Origin of the sequence: Lentilactobacillus rapi DSM 19907 = JCM 15042, from assembly GCF_001436255.1 — a bacterium.
In the GTDB taxonomy this organism is placed as follows: Bacteria; Bacillota; Bacilli; order Lactobacillales; family Lactobacillaceae; genus Lentilactobacillus; species Lentilactobacillus rapi.
The window spans coordinates 65,094-82,506 of the sequence record NZ_AZEI01000003.1 but is presented as its reverse complement, the minus strand read 5'-3'; the positions used below and the strand labels follow the sequence as shown (position 1 = coordinate 82,506).

The 17,413-nt window shown below is 42.5% G+C and carries 16 protein-coding genes; 13 read left to right on the top strand and 3 right to left on the bottom strand.

Going from position 1 to position 17,413, the window contains the following annotated elements:
- Positions 1-105: 105 nt before the first annotated feature.
- Positions 106-858 (bottom strand): LrgB family protein, encoded by a 753-nt coding sequence (locus FD12_RS00795; RefSeq protein ID WP_056981137.1) that lies wholly within the window; start codon positions 856-858, stop codon positions 106-108.
- Between the two features lie 15 nt (positions 859-873).
- Entirely contained in the window at positions 874-1,314 is a 441-nt protein-coding gene (locus FD12_RS00790) for a CidA/LrgA family protein (RefSeq protein WP_056981135.1), read from the bottom strand.
- Between the two features lie 212 nt (positions 1,315-1,526).
- Here FD12_RS00790 and FD12_RS00785 point away from each other — a divergent pair, with 212 nt between their 5' ends.
- A complete protein-coding gene (locus tag FD12_RS00785; protein ID WP_056981132.1) occupies positions 1,527-2,618 on the top strand; it encodes a glycosyltransferase family 4 protein in 1,092 nt (363 codons plus the stop codon).
- Between the two features lie 153 nt (positions 2,619-2,771).
- Here the strand turns inward: FD12_RS00785 and FD12_RS00780 are convergent, their stop codons facing one another.
- On the bottom strand, positions 2,772-3,440 hold the full coding sequence (locus FD12_RS00780; protein ID WP_056981130.1) for a YigZ family protein: 669 nt from the start codon (positions 3,438-3,440) through the stop codon (positions 2,772-2,774).
- A gap of 48 nt (positions 3,441-3,488) precedes the next feature.
- Here FD12_RS00780 and FD12_RS00775 point away from each other — a divergent pair, with 48 nt between their 5' ends.
- The 12 genes from FD12_RS00775 to pstB all read left to right on the top strand — a co-directional run bounded on the left by FD12_RS00775 (position 3,489) and on the right by pstB (position 17,408).
- Positions 3,489-4,811: an ATP-dependent helicase ComFA gene (locus FD12_RS00775; protein ID WP_054746759.1), complete on the top strand. Its 1,323-nt coding sequence runs from the start codon at positions 3,489-3,491 to the stop codon at positions 4,809-4,811.
- A gap of 56 nt (positions 4,812-4,867) precedes the next feature.
- Positions 4,868-5,500, top strand: a complete 633-nt coding sequence (locus tag FD12_RS00770; protein WP_225427256.1) for a ComF family protein — start codon at positions 4,868-4,870, stop codon at positions 5,498-5,500.
- Positions 5,501-5,622: 122 nt separating this feature from the next.
- Positions 5,623-6,183 (top strand): ribosome hibernation-promoting factor, HPF/YfiA family, encoded by a 561-nt coding sequence (hpf, locus tag FD12_RS00765; protein ID WP_054746758.1) that lies wholly within the window; start codon positions 5,623-5,625, stop codon positions 6,181-6,183.
- A 362-nt stretch (positions 6,184-6,545) separates the two neighbouring features.
- Positions 6,546-8,912 carry a preprotein translocase subunit SecA gene (gene secA / locus FD12_RS00760; protein WP_056981126.1) on the top strand — a complete coding sequence of 789 codons (2,367 nt, stop codon included), beginning with the start codon at positions 6,546-6,548 and terminating at the stop codon, positions 8,910-8,912.
- Positions 8,913-8,998: 86 nt separating this feature from the next.
- A protein-coding gene (gene prfB, locus FD12_RS00755) for a peptide chain release factor 2 (protein WP_186825932.1) occupies positions 8,999-10,121 on the top strand; the annotation gives its coding sequence in 2 pieces (ribosomal slippage) (positions 8,999-9,076 and positions 9,078-10,121; 1,122 coding nt in all).
- Between the two features lie 321 nt (positions 10,122-10,442).
- Positions 10,443-11,603 carry a PDZ domain-containing protein gene (locus FD12_RS00750; RefSeq protein ID WP_056981124.1) on the top strand — a complete coding sequence of 387 codons (1,161 nt, stop codon included), beginning with the start codon at positions 10,443-10,445 and terminating at the stop codon, positions 11,601-11,603.
- 10 nt (positions 11,604-11,613) lie between these two features.
- Entirely contained in the window at positions 11,614-12,339 is a 726-nt protein-coding gene (locus FD12_RS00745) for a response regulator transcription factor (protein ID WP_056981122.1), read from the top strand.
- On the top strand, positions 12,305-13,708 hold the full coding sequence (locus FD12_RS00740; RefSeq protein WP_225427254.1) for a sensor histidine kinase: 1,404 nt from the start codon (positions 12,305-12,307) through the stop codon (positions 13,706-13,708). Before FD12_RS00745 ends, FD12_RS00740 begins: the two co-directional genes overlap by 35 nt.
- A 173-nt stretch (positions 13,709-13,881) precedes the next feature.
- Entirely contained in the window at positions 13,882-14,766 is an 885-nt protein-coding gene (locus tag FD12_RS00735) for a phosphate ABC transporter substrate-binding protein PstS family protein (RefSeq protein WP_056981120.1), read from the top strand.
- Positions 14,767-14,768: 2 nt separating this feature from the next.
- Positions 14,769-15,698, top strand: a complete 930-nt coding sequence (pstC, locus tag FD12_RS00730; RefSeq protein ID WP_054746754.1) for a phosphate ABC transporter permease subunit PstC — start codon at positions 14,769-14,771, stop codon at positions 15,696-15,698.
- Positions 15,695-16,585: a phosphate ABC transporter permease PstA gene (pstA, locus tag FD12_RS00725; RefSeq protein WP_054746753.1), complete on the top strand. Its 891-nt coding sequence runs from the start codon at positions 15,695-15,697 to the stop codon at positions 16,583-16,585. Before pstC ends, pstA begins: the two co-directional genes overlap by 4 nt.
- Before the next feature lie 16 nt (positions 16,586-16,601).
- Positions 16,602-17,408 carry a phosphate ABC transporter ATP-binding protein PstB gene (pstB, locus tag FD12_RS00720; RefSeq protein ID WP_054746752.1) on the top strand — a complete coding sequence of 269 codons (807 nt, stop codon included), beginning with the start codon at positions 16,602-16,604 and terminating at the stop codon, positions 17,406-17,408.
- The last annotated feature ends 5 nt before the right edge of the window (positions 17,409-17,413 follow it).

Below are 17,413 nucleotides of genomic sequence, written 5' to 3'. Positions count from 1 at the left end.
AACATCTTTTGACCATGACACGATAAAAATAGTTAGTACCAATTAAAAATGAGCGCCTCTCCGTGATTGAAGAAGTGCTCATTTTTTCGTTAACCTTTTAATTCATTATGGGGTGATCCCCATCAAGTTGGTAAACACTGGAACAATCAGATCCACCACAATTGAGATTAACACAAACGCCACTGAAGCCATTGATCCGGTCACGGATCCGAGTTGTAGCGCTTTGGCGGAACCCACGGCATGACCGGCTGAACCTAGGCTGAGGCCTTGACTAATTGGTTCGGTCAGTCGAAATGCTTTCAGGAGAAAGTTAGCCAAAGCGTAAATAATCACTGCGTTGACGATGCAGGCCATCGCGGTGATTGCGGAGTTGCCGCCAATCGCTTCGGCAATCGGCATTGCAATAGCCGTAGTAGCCGCTTGGGGAAGGAGTGACGCAATTCCAGCATCGTTTAAACCGAAGAGCTTACAGACCCAATAAATGCCAAAGAGGGCAATGACCAGGCCAATTGTGAGTGAAAGGCCAATTTCTAACCAAAATCGTTTAATAATATCATTTCGTTTGTATAAGGGTACCGCAAACGCGATCGTTGCCGGCGTTAAAAACCAAAACAGGATGTCGCCGCCTGGTTTATAGGCATGTCTGTATAACCAGGCGACGTCAACTGAAAATACTTTGGCCATCAGCCACAGACTGAAGATGCCGAGAACCATCCCAACAAATAACGGCTGGAATAAGAAAAAACCATTAGTAATCTTGAATAACCACATGCCAATTAGATACACAAAAATGGATAAGCTAATGCCAAAAACTGGAGTTCCAAAAAAATCCATGATGTTAAGTTGAACTGCCGTCATCCTGCTCACCACCCATCAAATTTCTTCCACGGAAACGTCGGTATGAAAAATCACTTGCTTGAGCCAAATGAAGAAAGAGGCGGTGTAAGCAACGACGACTAATAGGAGGATGGTTGAGAGGATAATTACCAGGATTAACTGCAGCCCCTGTTCTTTCATGATATCTAATGATGCGGCTAGCTGAATACCCGATGGGACAAATAAAAAAGAGATAAAGCCAATCATTGAAGTCGCAAATTTTTCTACCCATTCCAATTTGATGATATGCAGCGTGAGTAACGTGTATAAAATAATTAAACCAATCACTGGTGTCGGAACGGGAAATTCAGGTGGAAAAAGTGGCGATATTAAGCTTGAAACAAACAAAATTGCCGCAAAAATGCCCATTTGAACTAAAAGGGGTGCGTCTTTTTGAGGCCCAAGAGATGGTTGTGTGTTTCTGATTCTGCTTTTCATAGAAATGTCTCCTTTACTTGTGAATTTAAGCTCGTGAAAGCGTTAACATCTACAATTTAAATGTAGTTTAACTTGTGAACGGAAACAATGTTCAATATGAACAGATTTTATAATGTGATTGGCTGAACAGGCAATGATGGCTTGTTTTTATCAATTGGCGTTTGTATAATTGATTTAATAATCCATGTTAGGAATTAAGTGAGGTTACAAATTTGAAATTCGAAATCATTGTGTCATTGTTCGCTACCATGATTCTTTCTGCGATATTAACCCCATTTATTCGCAAATTGGCGTTTGCTGTTGGTGCTGAGGATCGACCAAACAAACGCCGAGTCAATAAAATTCCAATGCCAACAATTGGTGGGTTGGCCATTTTTATTTCGTACACATTTTGCACGATGTTTCTGTTAAGAAATCAGTTTCCAACTAAAATCTTGTGGGGAGTTTATGGCGGCGAAACGATTATTATTTTAACCGGAATTATCGATGATATCTTTGAATTAAAGCCACGTCAAAAAGTCTTGGGCATTTCGCTTGCGGCACTGTGGGTTTATTTTGCTGCGGGAGTCAAAATGACAACGATTACTTTGCCATTCTTTACGATTCATTTAGGTTGGATGAGCTTGCCAATCACTTGGATCTGGATTTTGGCAATTACCAATGCTGTCAATTTGATTGATGGCTTGGATGGTTTGGCTACTGGGGTTGCAATCATTGCATTGACAACGATGGGAATTACCGGGATGTTCTTCTTGAACGTTGGTAACATTTTCGTGTCGATCATGATTTTTGCGTTGGTGGCTTCGTGCGTTGGCTTCTTGCCATACAACTTTTTCCCGGCTCGAATCTATCTTGGTGATACCGGGGCTTTATTTATTGGTTTTATGATGTCCGTCTTCTCATTATTTGGGTTGAAAAATGCCACCTTTATCACGTTATTAATCCCTGTAATGATTTTAGGAGTCCCCATTACCGATACTGTATTTGCGATCTTTAGACGACTGCTTAATAAGGAACCCATTTCTCACGCTGATAAACGCCACTTGCACCATCGATTGATGCAAATCGGGTTAACGCACCGACAAACGGTTCTGGTTATTTATGGGATTGCGTTGATTTTTTCGTTCATCTCATTACTTTATCCAATCTCACCACTATGGGGATCAATTCTTTTGACGATTGCCGTGTTGATTGGACTGGAGCTTTTCGTCGAAACGATTGGTTTGGTGGGTGAAGACCGTCAGCCGTTATTGAATGGAATCAAGAAATTAGTGAAGGACACGACGAGTAAGGATAATCGTTAAGATCATTACATATTCGGCAAAACGCCACGGGTTCACTAATCAATTAAATGATATTTAGAACACAAAAGGGTCGGAGCAAAACGGTAAGTTTTGTCCCGGCCCTTATTCCTACGCTTTGACTCAAATCGGCTAAGGCCTCAGATTATTGTCAATTCATGATTCATTTTCTTCTTGTTGCCGTTCTTCTCGTGAGAATGGTACTTCAAAGATTTTATTTTGACCGCTGGAATAATCAAATTGATCACTTAACAGGTCTTTTAATTTTTGAATAAAGGGTGGTATGTTTACTTCTTCAACCGCAATAGTGACCTTGATTTTATCTGTGTAGCCCACGTCTTCAATAGGAACGTCATGCGTGGAAAGGAAATACTTTAATTTATCAAATTGATTATAATCGATCGTCAAGAATAGTTCTTTTTTCGTCACTAAATTAACGATGCCCAATTGATCAATTGTGGTTGACGTCGCGTTACTATATGCCCGAATTATACCGCCGGCACCCAATTTAATGCCACCAAAATAGCGAGTAACCACAGCAATCACATTGTGAAGCTCGTTTTTTTTGAGCACTTCTAAAATTGGCACTCCAGCGGTTCCGGAAGGTTCGCCATTATCACTTTCCCGCTGAGTTTGATCGGTATCACCCAGCATGTAGGCGAAGCAATTGTGGTTGGCTTTTTCGTTTGCTTTGGTGATCGTTTGAATAAAGTGTTTGGCTTGGTCTTCGGACGTAATCCGTTCCATCGAGCAGATGAATCGAGACTTTTTGATATCAATTTCATGAGATCCCGATGTTTTAATTGTTAAATAAGTTGCTGTCAAAAAAATCCTCCTGAATAATTCGTATTTAATATAGTGAGGTGAAGTTCTATGATCAATCATATATCAGACTTGTACGGACGCCAAATAAGTTCTGCTGAACTGCCGGCAGCAATCTTGGAATTACCGGAAGTCAAACGACGGCCTGCAATTCAATTAAAGCCTAGCTTGATGTGCTCAAGGTGTGGTTCCCGACTCAAACGAAGTCAGGCTAACCTGCCAAACGGTCAATATTATTGCTATGTCTGCATCCAAATGAAGCGAATGGATACGTTGCATGATTTGGCGTTTATTGATGAGCCGAATCAATTTAACAAAGTTTCCAATGCATTGTCTTGGGAAGGCCAATTAACGCCTTTGCAGGCAGAATGTGCGGAACAAGTCGTGCGTATTTTTAAAAAGCGTCAGCATCACCTTTTGTGGGCAGTGACCGGAGCAGGGAAAACAGAGATGTTGTTTAAAGGGATTGAGTGGGCAGTTCGTTATGGAAAACGGATTTGTATTGCCTCTCCGCGAGTCGATGTTTGTATTGAATTGTTTCCGCGAATTCAGGCGGCCTTTGCCAAAACGTCGATTGTACTGCTTCATGGTAAAAGCGACCAGCCGTACAAATATAGTCAAATTACAATTTGTACCACCCATCAACTGCTTCGATTTTACCACGCCTTTGATGTCCTCATTATTGATGAAGTGGACGTCTTCCCATTTTCTGGTAACCCGATGCTTCACTTTGGGGTTAATAATGCGATCAAGACAGCTGGTGCGATGCTTTATTTAACGGCTACCCCGGATAAACATTTGCTAACTCAGGTGAGAAAAGGGCACCTTTCCATTAGTTATTTACCCATTCGCTATCATGGTCATTTATTGCCAGAGCCAACGGTTATCAAGATCAAAGGATTATCTCAGGGAATTGATAATAATCGATTAGACAAACGGATCTTAAAAATGATTCGACAACTAATGAGCCAACAGCAGCGGTTTTTACTTTTTGTTCCCCACATCAAAGATTTGGCGACCGTGGCAACTGCTATCAAAGATGCTGGCATTATTGCCAAGTATGACACGGTTTTCGCCGCCGATCCAGAACGACTCGAGAAAGTAGGCGCAATGCGTCATCATGAGCTGGATTTTATCATTACAACGACGATTTTAGAACGCGGCGTCACTTTTCCTGGGATTGACGTTTTGGTGCTGAAAGCCGATGATGATATCTTTTCAGCGGCAGCGCTGATCCAAATTGCGGGTAGAGTGGGGCGTAGCAGTGACCGCCCAACTGGCAGGGTCCTATTTTACGCCGAAACCCGGGCCGCAAATATCCGTTCATGCCAACGACAAATCAGAAAAATGAACCGAAAGGCGGCTGAAATATGACCAATTGTTTATTGTGCCAGTCATCATTGCGGAATACAACGTCATTCGATGAGATTATGTCATTGGCACCAACCCAAGCCCGCCAGCTTTGTGAAGAATGTGCCGCTAAATTTTTTAGATTAGATTCAGTTGCAACTTGTGATCAGTGTGGTAGACGTTTGAAAGCGGAGATGAGCAATCCGTGTTATGACTGTGAACGATGGCAGCAACAAATTAGTTTTGACTTTCAAAATAGGGCCCTATATGAATACAATTCGGCAATGAAGGACTATATGAAACGCTATAAATTTTTAGGGGATTACCAACTGCGCTTTATTTTTGCAAAAGAGGTCAAAAAAGCAGTGACACGGCAAAAACGATTATTGGTTCCTATTCCTGTCAATGCCGGTACAATGGCTACTAGAGGCTTTAATCAAGTGACTGGATTACTTAAAGGTTGCTCATTGGTTGAAGCATTGAAAACCTCTCAAACTGTTAAAGATAAACGACAGTCTGAAAAAGATCGGGCTGATCGATTACGTTTAATTCAGCCATTCGAACTTGTCGAACCCCAAATCGAGCGAATTAGCGGAAAAAATGTCACAATTATTGATGATGTATACACAACGGGGACAACAATCCGTCATGCAGCAAGTCTGCTATATCAAGCAGGAGCGGCATCAGTCATTGGAATAACTCTCGCAAGGTGAAGAAATCCAGAGTCAATGATTGTTAAAACGCGAACTTTCAATTATACTTAAAGTGTAGCCAGTAATGAAAGTGATTTCATAACTGGACCATTAAGCCTTTAATGGTGAAGGGAGAGATTGTTATGCTAGTGTTTAACATTCGTGGTGAAAATATTGAGGTAACTCAAGCGATTCGGGATTATGTTGAGAAACGAATCAGTAAGCTGGAGAAATACTTCGAAAAGGATTTGAAAAATACAGCTCATGTGAATTTGAAGGTCTATTCAGATAAACAAGCTAAAGTTGAGGTAACTATTCCTTTGCCATACTTAACCTTGAGAGCCGAAGAAATGTCTAATGACTTGTACGCAAGCATTGATTTGGTAACGGACAAGCTCGAGCGTCAAATTCGTAAGTACAAGACCAAGGTTAACCGCAAGTCCCGTGAAAAGGGCTTCAAGAACCTTGAGTTTGCACCTACCCAAGAACAAACTGACGCAGATTCAGATAACGAATCGAAGTTCCAAGTTGTTCGTACAAAGCAATTAGCTTTAAAGCCAATGGACAATGAAGAGGCAATTCTCCAAATGGATATGTTAGGCCATGATTTCTTCATCTATGAAGATGCAGAAACATCGGGTATTAACATTGTCTATCGTCGTAATGATGGCCGCTACGGCTTGATTGAGACGGGAGAAGAATAAAAAGAGCAGAGCGCGGAGAAAAGCGCTTTGCCGCGTCTATATAAGGACTCCCACCCGATAATCCTGGTTTTGGATTATCGGGTGGGAGTCCTTATATAGTTGAGCGGCAGCTTTTCGGAGCGTCTTTCAAAGGTACCTCGGCTCAATATCTAAGCTCCGGATTTTCAGTTAAAGATCTTTTTTAAAATCAATAGATTTATTCCTTTTAACCCCAGCCAAAATGTACTATCATGGATTAATGCCATTTGATTTGATTTATTGTTTTCATTGACAGAATGAAATGGTACAATTAAAAAGTATGTAGTCCACATTTTACTAATAAGTTTAATCATAATGCTTTGTTTTTAGAAGGGAATTTACTAATGGCAACTAACGTTTTAAAGAAATGGGTTGAAAGTGATAAGCGTGAGCAAAAGCGCCTCAGCAAGATTGCTGATAAGGTGGGTGCTTACGCTGAAGAGTATCGTCAACTCAGTGATGAAGAATTACAAGCTAAAACGCCAGAATTCAAAGAGCGTTACAAAAAGGGCGAATCACTCGATGATTTGCTTCCTGAAGCCTTTGCGGTTGCTCGAGAGGGTGCTAAGCGGGTCTTAGGGCTTTATCCATTCCACGTCCAGATCATGGGTGGGATCGTTTTACATGAAGGTAATATTGCCGAAATGAAGACTGGTGAAGGTAAAACTTTGACAGCCACCATGCCAGTTTATTTAAATGCCCTTGCAGGCGAAGGGGTTCACGTTGTTACGGTTAACGAGTACCTATCACAACGGGATGCCACTGAAATGGGTGAGTTGTACAATTGGTTGGGACTTTCTGTTGGCGTTAACTTGACAGAAATGGGCCCCGATGAAAAGCGGAAAGCCTATGCAGCCGATATTACTTATTCAACCAATGCTGAAATTGGTTTCGATTATTTGCGGGATAACATGGTTGCTTACAAGGAAGAAATGGTTCAACGACCACTTAACTTTGCGATTGTCGATGAAGTTGACTCCATCTTGATTGATGAAGCCAGAACCCCTCTGATCATTTCAGGACAAGCAACTGGAACTTCAGAATTATATCAACGAACTGATCGCTTTGCCAAGACTTTACATGAAGGTGATGACTTCAAGGTTGACCTTGAAACTAAGACAGTTTCACTGACTGACCAAGGAATTGAAAAGGCTGAAAAGTACTTCAATTTGAAGAACCTTTATGATACTGATAATACTGCTTTGACCCACCATTTGGATCAGGCTTTGCGAGCTAACTTTATCATGCTACGTGATAAGGATTACGTGGTTCAAGATGATGAAGTTATGATCGTTGATTCATTTACCGGTCGGATTATGCAGGGTCGTCGATTCTCAGATGGCCTGCATCAGGCGATTGAAGCCAAAGAAGGGGTTACAATCCAAGAGGAAAGTAAGACCATGGCAACAATCACCTATCAGAACATGTTCCGGATGTATAAGAAGCTTGCCGGAATGACTGGTACGGCTAAGACTGAAGCTGAAGAATTCCGTGAGATTTATAACATGGAGGTTATTTCGGTTCCAACCAACAAGCCAGTGATCCGGGTCGACCATCCAGATATTCTTTACCCAAGTTTGGAAGCCAAATTCGATGCTGTTATCAATAAGATTAAGGAACTTCACAAGAAGGGTCAACCAATGTTGGTTGGTACCGTTGCGGTTGAAACTTCCGAGTATCTGTCACACCGGTTGGATGAAGAAAAAATTCCGCACGTTGTTTTGAACGCTAAGAACCACGCAAAGGAAGCTGAAATTGTCACCAACGCTGGTCAAAAGGGTGCTGTTACGATTGCGACCAACATGGCCGGCCGGGGAACTGATATTAAATTAGGACCCGGAGTGGTTGAGTTAGGCGGGTTAGCCGTTATTGGGACTGAACGACATGAGTCTCGACGAATCGATAACCAGCTTCGTGGCCGTTCTGGTCGTCAAGGTGATCCAGGTTTGTCACAATTTTACCTGTCACTCGAAGATGACTTGATGCGCCGTTTCGGTTCTGAAAAGATCAAGAACTTCTTGGAACACATGAACGTTCAAGGAGAAGATGCGGTTATTCGTTCTCGGATGATTACTAATCAAGTTGAATCAGCTCAGAAGCGAGTTGAAGGTAATAACTATGATTCTCGTAAGAACGTTCTCCAGTACGATGATGTTATGAGACAACAACGTGAAGTGATTTACGGTGAACGTCAACAAGTCATCGAAGAAAACAAATCACTCAAATGGGTGATCATGCCAATGATCGAACGGACTGTCAACCGAATTGTCGATTTGCATACACAAGGCGACCAATCTGATTGGGATCTCCAAACGATCTTAGACTTTGCCATTAGCGCAATGGTTAGCCCTGACAAGGTTTCTCTTGAAGATTTCCAAAACAAATCCGCTGATGAAATCAAGAAGTTCTTGATGGATATTGCGAATAAAGTTTACAACGAAAAACAAGAGCAACTGTACGATGCTTCTCAAATGCTTGAATTTGAAAAGGTTGTTATTTTGCGGGTTGTTGATTCTCATTGGACTGATCATATCGATATCATGGATCAATTGCGTCAATCAATTGGCCTCCGTGGTTATGGTCAACAAAACCCACTAGTTGAATACCAACGAGAAGGTTACAAGATGTTTGAGGAAATGATTGCTGATATTGATTATGATGCAACTCGTCTCTTCATGAAAGCTGAAATTCGTCAAAATATGCAACGTTAATAAATCATTGAAGAATCCGAACACCTTTGTTTGGGTTCTTTATTTGAATTAGGCAGTTATAATGATTATAAGAAAGAAGACTGAATATGACATTTGAATTAAGTGACGCAAAAAAACAAATCGCTGACATGCAAAAAGCCATCGACGGCTTTAGGGGGTCTCTTTGACTTTGATGCTTTGAGTGAAAGCATTGCCATCAACGAAGCCAAGATGGCCGAACCTGGATTTTGGGATGATCAGGAAAGTGCCCAAAAGCTCATCGATGAGACCAATCAGATGAAAACCAAACGGGACAGCTACAAAGCGTTGTCCGATAAACTTGATGATTTAAAGGTCACCTTGGAATTGATTTCTGAAGATCCTGATTCAGGGATGCAGGATGAGTTTCAAACTGAAGCAAGCGACTTACAAACTAAACTTCAACGTTATCAGTTAGGATTGCTGCTGAATGGCCAATATGACCATAATAATGCTATATTAGAAATTCACCCTGGGGCTGGTGGAACTGAATCCCAAGATTGGGGATCGATGTTGCTTCGGATGTACACCCGCTGGGCAGAGGGACATGGATTCAACGTTGAAACCCTCGATTACCAAGTGGGGGATGTTGCTGGGATCAATAGCGTGTCTCTTTTGATAAGTGGGGCCGATGCCTATGGTTACTTGCGTTCCGAAAAGGGTGTCCATCGGCTGGTTCGAATTTCACCATTTGATTCAGCCGGCCGGCGACACACGTCATTTGCTTCCGTTGATGTGATGCCCGAACTGAATGATGATGTCAATATCAAAATTAATCCCGATGATTTAAGAGTTGATGTTTATCGCTCTAGTGGTGCTGGTGGGCAACATATTAATAAGACATCGTCTGCGGTCCGAATCACCCATCTTCCAACCGGAATTGTGGTAGCCAGCCAAGCTCAACGGTCTCAACTGCAGAATCGGCAAACGGCCATGAATATGTTGAAATCCAAGTTGTATGAACGAGAGCAAGAGAAGAAACAGGAAGAAAAAGCCAAAATCGAAGGTGAACAAAAGGACATCGGTTGGGGCTCCCAAATTCGCTCCTACGTATTCCATCCTTATTCCATGGTCAAAGATCATCGAACAAATTATGAAACGGCTAACGTCAACGGTGTGATGGACGGCGATCTGGATCCATTCATCAATGCCTATTTGCAGTGGCAGTTGAGCCAGAAAAATCCAGATTAATCAAATTGAATAGATGGAGATTAGGTCGAAAGACGATTTAAGTCCAGAATTTAAGCAAGAACGGCAGTGCATTCTGATTTTGAAATGTAGTGCCGTTTTTGCTTAATAGCTAGAATTAGCCGTTGATAGCAAGCCCTCACAATATCAAAACGACTAACCTCACTTGTATCGATAAATAATTCGCCGACTACTGTTAGCGCCTCTTTCCAAATATCATCTAACTGTTTGTCGGTTCCTAGCCGTCTATTTTGATTACGGCTTTTATTCAAGGATAGATCAATGATATACTAGCTGTATAACATTGATGAGGGCCTAAACATAATGAAAATAATAATTGCAACTGCATTTTACATTTTACAACCGGCACTGTGGATTGGGGTGATCCGTGCCTATTTGATACATAACAGGCGGGTTAAGCAGGAACGAAGTCTGTTTAGCTCTGCTATTTATGAAGACTTCTATGAAGGGCGACATTTTGTTCGGAGTGGTCTTCTGTTTGGAATTCTCGCATCGATTGTGTTTGGCGGTTTTTTAAGTGTTTCGATCACTTGGGTCATGATGTATGAACTGATCAGTCTGGTTTGTCTGTTATTCATTCCTGGACAGATCCTTTCAATCACGATCGTATCCTTAGTTGGGTTACTCGTGACGTATGTCCCAATGATTTCTCAGCTGCAGCCCCTTGAAAACATGATGAGTCGTTTTGGATTCAGTACGCGGCCTGTAAACTCCATTAATTTTCTGATTTTAACGGTTGTGGCTTTGTTATTGACAAGTGCCTTTATAGGGATGAACGCTGGTAAATTTGATTCGCCGACCATCTCTCGGAATAAGCGGAATACTAAAGTTGCCATATACAAATTCAACGAATTAACCATCTTTCCTTTCCTATTGCTAGTCCCTGGAGATTGGTTTACCAGTCGATTTTCATTCTTACCATTCTTCCAAATCAACGGTCATTCATATGCATTTTTGATTTTACCGATGTTGATTGGGTTAAAGTTAACCGTTAGAAAGAGTGTCCCACGTGAATTCTTCGTTAAGTTAAGCAAGCGAATACTCGTTTTAAGTTTGTTGGGGATTCTTCTGACCATTGCTGGGATTTTTTACCAAGTGGTCATCGCACCCGCTGTTGCAATTTTGCTGCTAGGCTATTATCTTATAATTGGGATTGCAAAGCATCAGGATCATCAAGTTAATTTTGAATACAGTGAAGTGATGGATGGTATTCGGGTCATTGGCATCCAGCCAGGAACTCCAGCTGCAAAAATGGATCTTAAGCTTGGTGATGTGATCTTATCGGTTAATAATATCACAGTGAATAATGAGGATGAGTTTTATCGGGCCTTGTCCACGAATTCGACGTACTGCCGATTCAAAGTCCGGGACCGCAATGATCAGCTTAAAATTACAGAATCAGCAATCTTCAAGAATTCACCCCATGAAATTGGGGTCAAAACATATTCCCAGGTCATAAAGTAGGAGGACTATCGTGAAAAAAGTTTTGGTGGTTGATGATGAGCCAGCAATCGTAACCTTGCTTGAATATAATTTGAAGCAGGCAAATTTTGAGGTTGAGAGCGCTACAAATGGTGTTGATGCCCTTTCGATGGCAGAACATGGGACTTTTGACATTGTTTTGCTTGACTTGATGCTGCCGGAAATGAGTGGCGAACAAGTGCTTAAGCAGTTACGAATGGATCGAAATGATACGCCTGTTATCTTATTAACAGCCAAGGATACCGAATTTGACAAGGTGTTTGGCCTTGAAATGGGAGCCGACGATTACATCCCCAAACCATTTAGTCCACGGGAGGTCATTGCCCGAATTAATGCAGTGCTCCGTCGATACGAGAAAGCTGCTCCTGCTGATAATCAACCAGCCGGAAAACCAAGTGGGGATGTTGAAACCACAGGTCCATTTACAATTGATCATAAAAAGTATCGGGTGAGTGTGAATGATAAGAATCTTAAATTAACCCCCAAGGAATTTGAATTGATGCAATATTTGGTTGGTCATGAGAATCAAGTTTTGAGTCGTGATCAATTGCTTCAAGGTGTCTGGGGCTTTGATTATAGTGGTCAGAGCCGGATGGTGGACATTCAAATTGCTCATTTGCGCGAAAAGATTGAGCCTGATCCCAAGTCACCTAAATATTTAAAGACCGTTCGCGGCTTTGGATATGAGTTCTCAACTGGGGATGATGACGCTGAATAAGATTTTTCGCCAACTTTTAACGATTTTAATTTTGAGCATTGCCGTTTTGGTCATGCTCTTTTATGCTGTTTCGAAGAATGATCGTGATCTAGTGGTGTTCAGCCTGATTGTGATGGCTGTGATAGTCGGAATTTTGATATCGGTTGCCACTCGGTACCATCAGCACGTTAAAATCTTGCAGCAACTTGAATCCATGACAACCAGTATTGTCAATCATCAACCTGCTGCGCCACTATTTGTTGAACCGAGCAATCCCTATAAAGGCTTGGCCGATCAATTAAATGAACTTCAATCCCGCCAGCAGGATGAGAGTAAAAGTATCGAGAACAGTAACACTGAGTTAATTACCATCCTATCCAGTCTGCCAGTGGGGATCATGGTGATCGATTCCACCCACGACGTGATTTTTTCGAATCATAAGATGGCGACCATGCTTGGGAAAAATGTGCTCACTCAAGTGCATCCATACACGCAGGACATCCGTAATTACGAGTTATTGTCCTTGATTGACGACGTCTTTGATAGCCACAAGTCTCGTCAAACTGAAGTTCGGAACGTGAGTGACACGTCCGTGACTTGGGATACCAGCGTTTTGTATAACCAACTGGAAAATGACTTCCATGTCTTAGTCATTATTTACGACATTTCCGACCTCATCAACGTTAAACAGATGCAAATTGATTTTCTCCGAAATGCCAGTCATGAACTGAAGACCCCGATTACCGCAATTTCTGGATTTACCAAGACGTTACTCGATGGGGCAATGAATGACAAAAAGAGTCTGGTTGAATTTTTAAAAATCATTGATCAGCAAAGTGAACAACTAGCGTCACTGGTTCAGGATGTGCTGACTATTTCCCATATTCAAAATGGAAACAATTACGATTATAAAGTTCTCAATTTACAGGCATTTATTGATTCAGAATTAACTTCCTACAAATCGATGGCTGCTGGGCAACACGTCACCATTAAAAACAATGTTGACGATGGGGTCCGGGTAACCGCTGATTCAAACATGTTAACCAGGATCCTGCGCAATTTGGTCAGTAATGCGATTAAATACAATCGGCCAGGTGGGGAAATTAATATTGATTATTCGGCTAACGATAGTTTCTGGCAACTTCAAGTGGCTGATACTGGGATTGGAATTGCCCAAAAAGATGTTTCCAGGTTGTTTGAACGCTTTTATCGGGCTGATGATTCCAGAACGAAACAGAGAGTGAGTGGGACCGGTCTGGGCCTTTCAATTGTGAAAGAATTGGTAGATGCCGTCGGTGGCCTGATTGACGTCAAAAGTCAACGTGGGGTTGGCTCGACCTTTACGATTGAGTTTCCGATTGTCACTGAAGATGATGACTCAACTAAATAATTTTACAAACTATTTACCGAGATTCAGCTTACTGAAGGCTGAATCTTTTTGTCTCTCTCGATAAAGAACCGTTACCCCCATGTTCCTTTTACACAATCTTTACATTCGACTGGTCAAATATTTACATTGATTTAATACAATGATATTTGGAGATCTTACCAGGAGGTATTGGAATGCGAAGACGAACGTTGGTAAAATGGATCATTGTGATTGTCGTGGTGATTGCGGGATTTGGCGCTTACGAAGCCAGAAGTAAAACGGCCACCAATCAGCAATCAATCACGGCAGTTGGTTCGACTGCTCTTCAACCCTTAGTTGAGGCCGCCAGTGAAGAATATTCTGCAGAACACGCGGGCATTTTTATTAATGTCCAAGGTGGTGGGTCTGGAACCGGCCTCAGCCAAATCGAATCTGGGGCAGTTCAGATGGGAAATTCGGATTTATTTGCGCAAGAAAAAGAAGGCATTAACCCGAAAGGATTAGTTGACCATAAGATTGCTGTCGTTGGGGTGACACCGATTGTCAATGACGATGTGCATATTAAGAACCTATCGACACGTCAGCTTATCGCCATTTTCACCGGTAAGATTACCAACTGGCATCAATTGGGCGGCCCTCATATCCCGATTACCCTCATTAATCGCTCGCAGGGAAGTGGGACCCGAGTCACTTTTGAAAAATATGGTCTGAAGGGTCATGAAAGCGCGGTTGCTCAGGAACAGGATTCTTCTGGGACTGTGCGCCAGATTGTTTCGTCAACTCCAGGTGCGATTAGCTATGTTTCATTCGGTTATGTGAACAAATCCGTTCAACCAGTCAGCATTGACGGCGTTCGGCCAACTGAAACCAACGTCATGCATAATCGATGGAAGATTTGGTCATACGAGCACATTTATACCCGGGGAGCACCAACGGGACTCACTAAAAAATTCTTACAGTATCTTAAAAATAATCATATCCAAACGACCTTGTTCAATAAGCTTGGCTACATCTCTGTTAAGGATATGCAGTACCAACGAACTTGGCAGGGTAAAGTTTCCAAGGGATCGGGGGAATGACAATGCAAAATCAAAAATTAGCTAAGCAGTTAATGAAAAAATCAAAAACCGCGCGCTATGAACGGTTCGGCCACTTGCTCAGCCTCTCGGCATTGCTTTTGATCATGGCCATTGTCCTTGGTATTATCATCTTCATTGCAACCAAAGGGCTATCGACATTTTTTAGAGATAATATCAGCTTCAAAGACTTCTTTACCGGTGTTATCTGGAATCCGGGAACCAAAACGCCCAGTGGTCAACAAGCAGTTGGGGCGTTACCAATGATTGTAGGGTCATTTCTCGTAACCATTTTGGCTGCAATTGTTTCAACTCCTTTTGCCATTGGGACCGCGGTTTACATGACTGAAATTTCACCAAAGCGTGGGGCTAAAATCCTTCAGCCAGTGACTGAACTATTGGTTGGGATTCCCTCCGTTGTTTATGGATTCATCGGTCTATCCGTCGTTGTGCCGTTTGTCAGAAATACGTTTGGCGGCAGTGGCTTCGGGATCCTATCCGGAACCTTCGTCCTGTTTGTGATGATCCTGCCAACAATTGTCTCCATGACAGTTGATTCACTCAAAGCCGTGCCCAAGTACTACCGGCAGGCATCACTCGCCCTTGGAGCAACCAAGTGGCAAACAATTTGGAAAGTCGTTCTTCGAGCGGCCACCCCTGGCATCCTGACGGCAATTGTTTTTGGGATGGCCCGGGCGTTCGGTGAAGCTTTGGCTGTTCAAATGGTCATTGGAAATGCGGCTTTGATGCCACATAACTTGGTATCACCCGCGTCAACGTTAACTTCCGTGCTAACAGCAGGGATGGGTAATACCGTCATGGGATCCCTTCAAAATGATGCGTTGTGGTCCTTGGCGTTGGTATTGCTGATCATGTCGCTGTTGTTTAACCTGATGGTTCACTTTATCGGCCGGAGAGGAGCGTTTAAGAAATGAATCAAACTCAAAAACAAAGTCAGATTGCAATCTTGATATTGAGGTTAATTGCCGCTTTTGTGGTGTTAATCCTCGCGTTCCTAATTGGCTATATCTTCATCACCGGCTTGCCAAATGTCAGTTGGAAATTTTTGACATCACCCGCCAAAGCATTTACCGCTGGTGGGGGAATTGGGGTTCAACTCTTTAACTCTATTTATCTGTTAATCTTAGCGATGATCATTTCACTGCCAATTGCTTTGGGCGCTTCGATTTATCTAAGTGAATATGCCAAAGATAATTGGTTTACCTCAATGATTCGCACCGCAATTGAAATTCTCAGTTCGCTCCCATCTGTAGTAGTGGGGCTGTTCGGTTTCTTACTATTCGTCGTTCAATTCAATTATGGTTTCTCGATTATCTCGGGAGCCCTGACGCTTACGATTTTCAACTTGCCACTACTCACTCGAAATATTGAGGAATCATTAGCCAGTGTTTCCGATGATCAACGTCAAGGCGGCTTGGGACTAGGATTGTCCAAGTACGAAACAATTGTGCATATTGTTGTTCCCGCAGCGCTTCCTGGGATTATTAGTGGCGTGATTCTTTGTTCTGGACGGGTATTTGGTGAAGCGGCTGCTTTGATTTATACCGCCGGTCAAAGTGCTCCAGCTCTTAATTTTGGTGACTGGAATCCATTTAACATCGATAGCCCCTTAAGCCCATTAAGGCCAGCCGAAACTTTAGCCGTTCACATTTGGAAGATTAATTCTGAGGGGATCATGCCGGATCTTACTAAAGTGTCATCTGGATCTGCGGCGGTACTGGTACTCGCAATCCTCATATTTAACTTATCAGCCAGATATGTCGGCCGAAAGATATTCGAAAAGATGACATCCATGAATTAAGGCGGGAGATGAGTCAATGTTAAATACGAAAAACAAGTCCGACCGATTTATTTATCATTTCAATCCAGAAGAAACTGAGATTACAATGCAGACGAAAAATCTGGAAGTGTATTATGGCAAAAGTCTGGCCATGCATAACGCGGACATTCAGTTTCAGAAAAATACGATCACCGCACTGATTGGCCCGTCCGGTTCTGGGAAATCCACCTATTTGCGATCGTTGAATCGAATGAACGATGACATTGCGACCGTTAAGGGACAAATTCTTTATCAGGGAGTCGACATTAACCAACCCAAAATTGACGTGTACGAAGTCAGACGACGGATTGGGATGGTATTTCAACGGCCGAATCCGTTTGCCAAATCAATTTACGGCAACATTACCTTTGCGTTAGAGCGCCGTGGCGTTCATGATAAACGCGTTCTTGATGAAGTCGTTGAAAAGACGTTGAAGCAGGCGGCTGTTTGGGATCAGGTAAAAGATAACCTGCATAAAAGTGCGCAATCACTTTCAGGTGGGCAAGCCCAGCGAGTCTGTATTGCGAGGGCTTTGGCGGTTGAGCCGGACGTTTTATTGTTGGATGAGCCGGCCAGCGCGCTTGACCCCGTTTCTACTCAACAACTTGAACAGACCTTGCGTGAGTTGAAAAAAGACTACACGATTATTATTGTCACCCATAACATGCAGCAGGCTGCCCGGCTGAGCGATTACACGGTATTCTTCAATTTAGGTGAGGCAATCGAGTATAACAAAACTCGGAAAATCTTTACCAGACCCAAGATTGAATTGACCGATGATTATGTATCAGGAAACTTTGGATAGGAGGG

Excerpts from the sequence above, each read along its gene's own strand:
- FD12_RS00795 (WP_056981137.1), bottom strand. The coding sequence starts at position 858 with ATGACGGCAGTTCAACTTAACATCATGGATTTTTTTGGAACTCCAGTT.
- FD12_RS00790 (WP_056981135.1), bottom strand. The coding sequence starts at position 1,314 with ATGAAAAGCAGAATCAGAAACACACAACCATCTCTTGGGCCTCAAAAA.
- FD12_RS00775 (WP_054746759.1), top strand. The coding sequence starts at position 3,489 with ATGATCAATCATATATCAGACTTGTACGGACGCCAAATAAGTTCTGCT.
- FD12_RS00770 (WP_225427256.1), top strand. The coding sequence starts at position 4,868 with ATGTCATTGGCACCAACCCAAGCCCGCCAGCTTTGTGAAGAATGTGCC.
- hpf (WP_054746758.1), top strand. The coding sequence starts at position 5,623 with ATGCTAGTGTTTAACATTCGTGGTGAAAATATTGAGGTAACTCAAGCG.
- secA (WP_056981126.1), top strand. The coding sequence starts at position 6,546 with ATGGCAACTAACGTTTTAAAGAAATGGGTTGAAAGTGATAAGCGTGAG.
- FD12_RS00750 (WP_056981124.1), top strand. The coding sequence starts at position 10,443 with ATGAAAATAATAATTGCAACTGCATTTTACATTTTACAACCGGCACTG.
- FD12_RS00740 (WP_225427254.1), top strand. The coding sequence starts at position 12,305 with ATGAGTTCTCAACTGGGGATGATGACGCTGAATAAGATTTTTCGCCAA.
- FD12_RS00735 (WP_056981120.1), top strand. The coding sequence starts at position 13,882 with ATGCGAAGACGAACGTTGGTAAAATGGATCATTGTGATTGTCGTGGTG.
- pstC (WP_054746754.1), top strand. The coding sequence starts at position 14,769 with ATGCAAAATCAAAAATTAGCTAAGCAGTTAATGAAAAAATCAAAAACC.
- pstA (WP_054746753.1), top strand. The coding sequence starts at position 15,695 with ATGAATCAAACTCAAAAACAAAGTCAGATTGCAATCTTGATATTGAGG.
- pstB (WP_054746752.1), top strand. The coding sequence starts at position 16,602 with ATGTTAAATACGAAAAACAAGTCCGACCGATTTATTTATCATTTCAAT.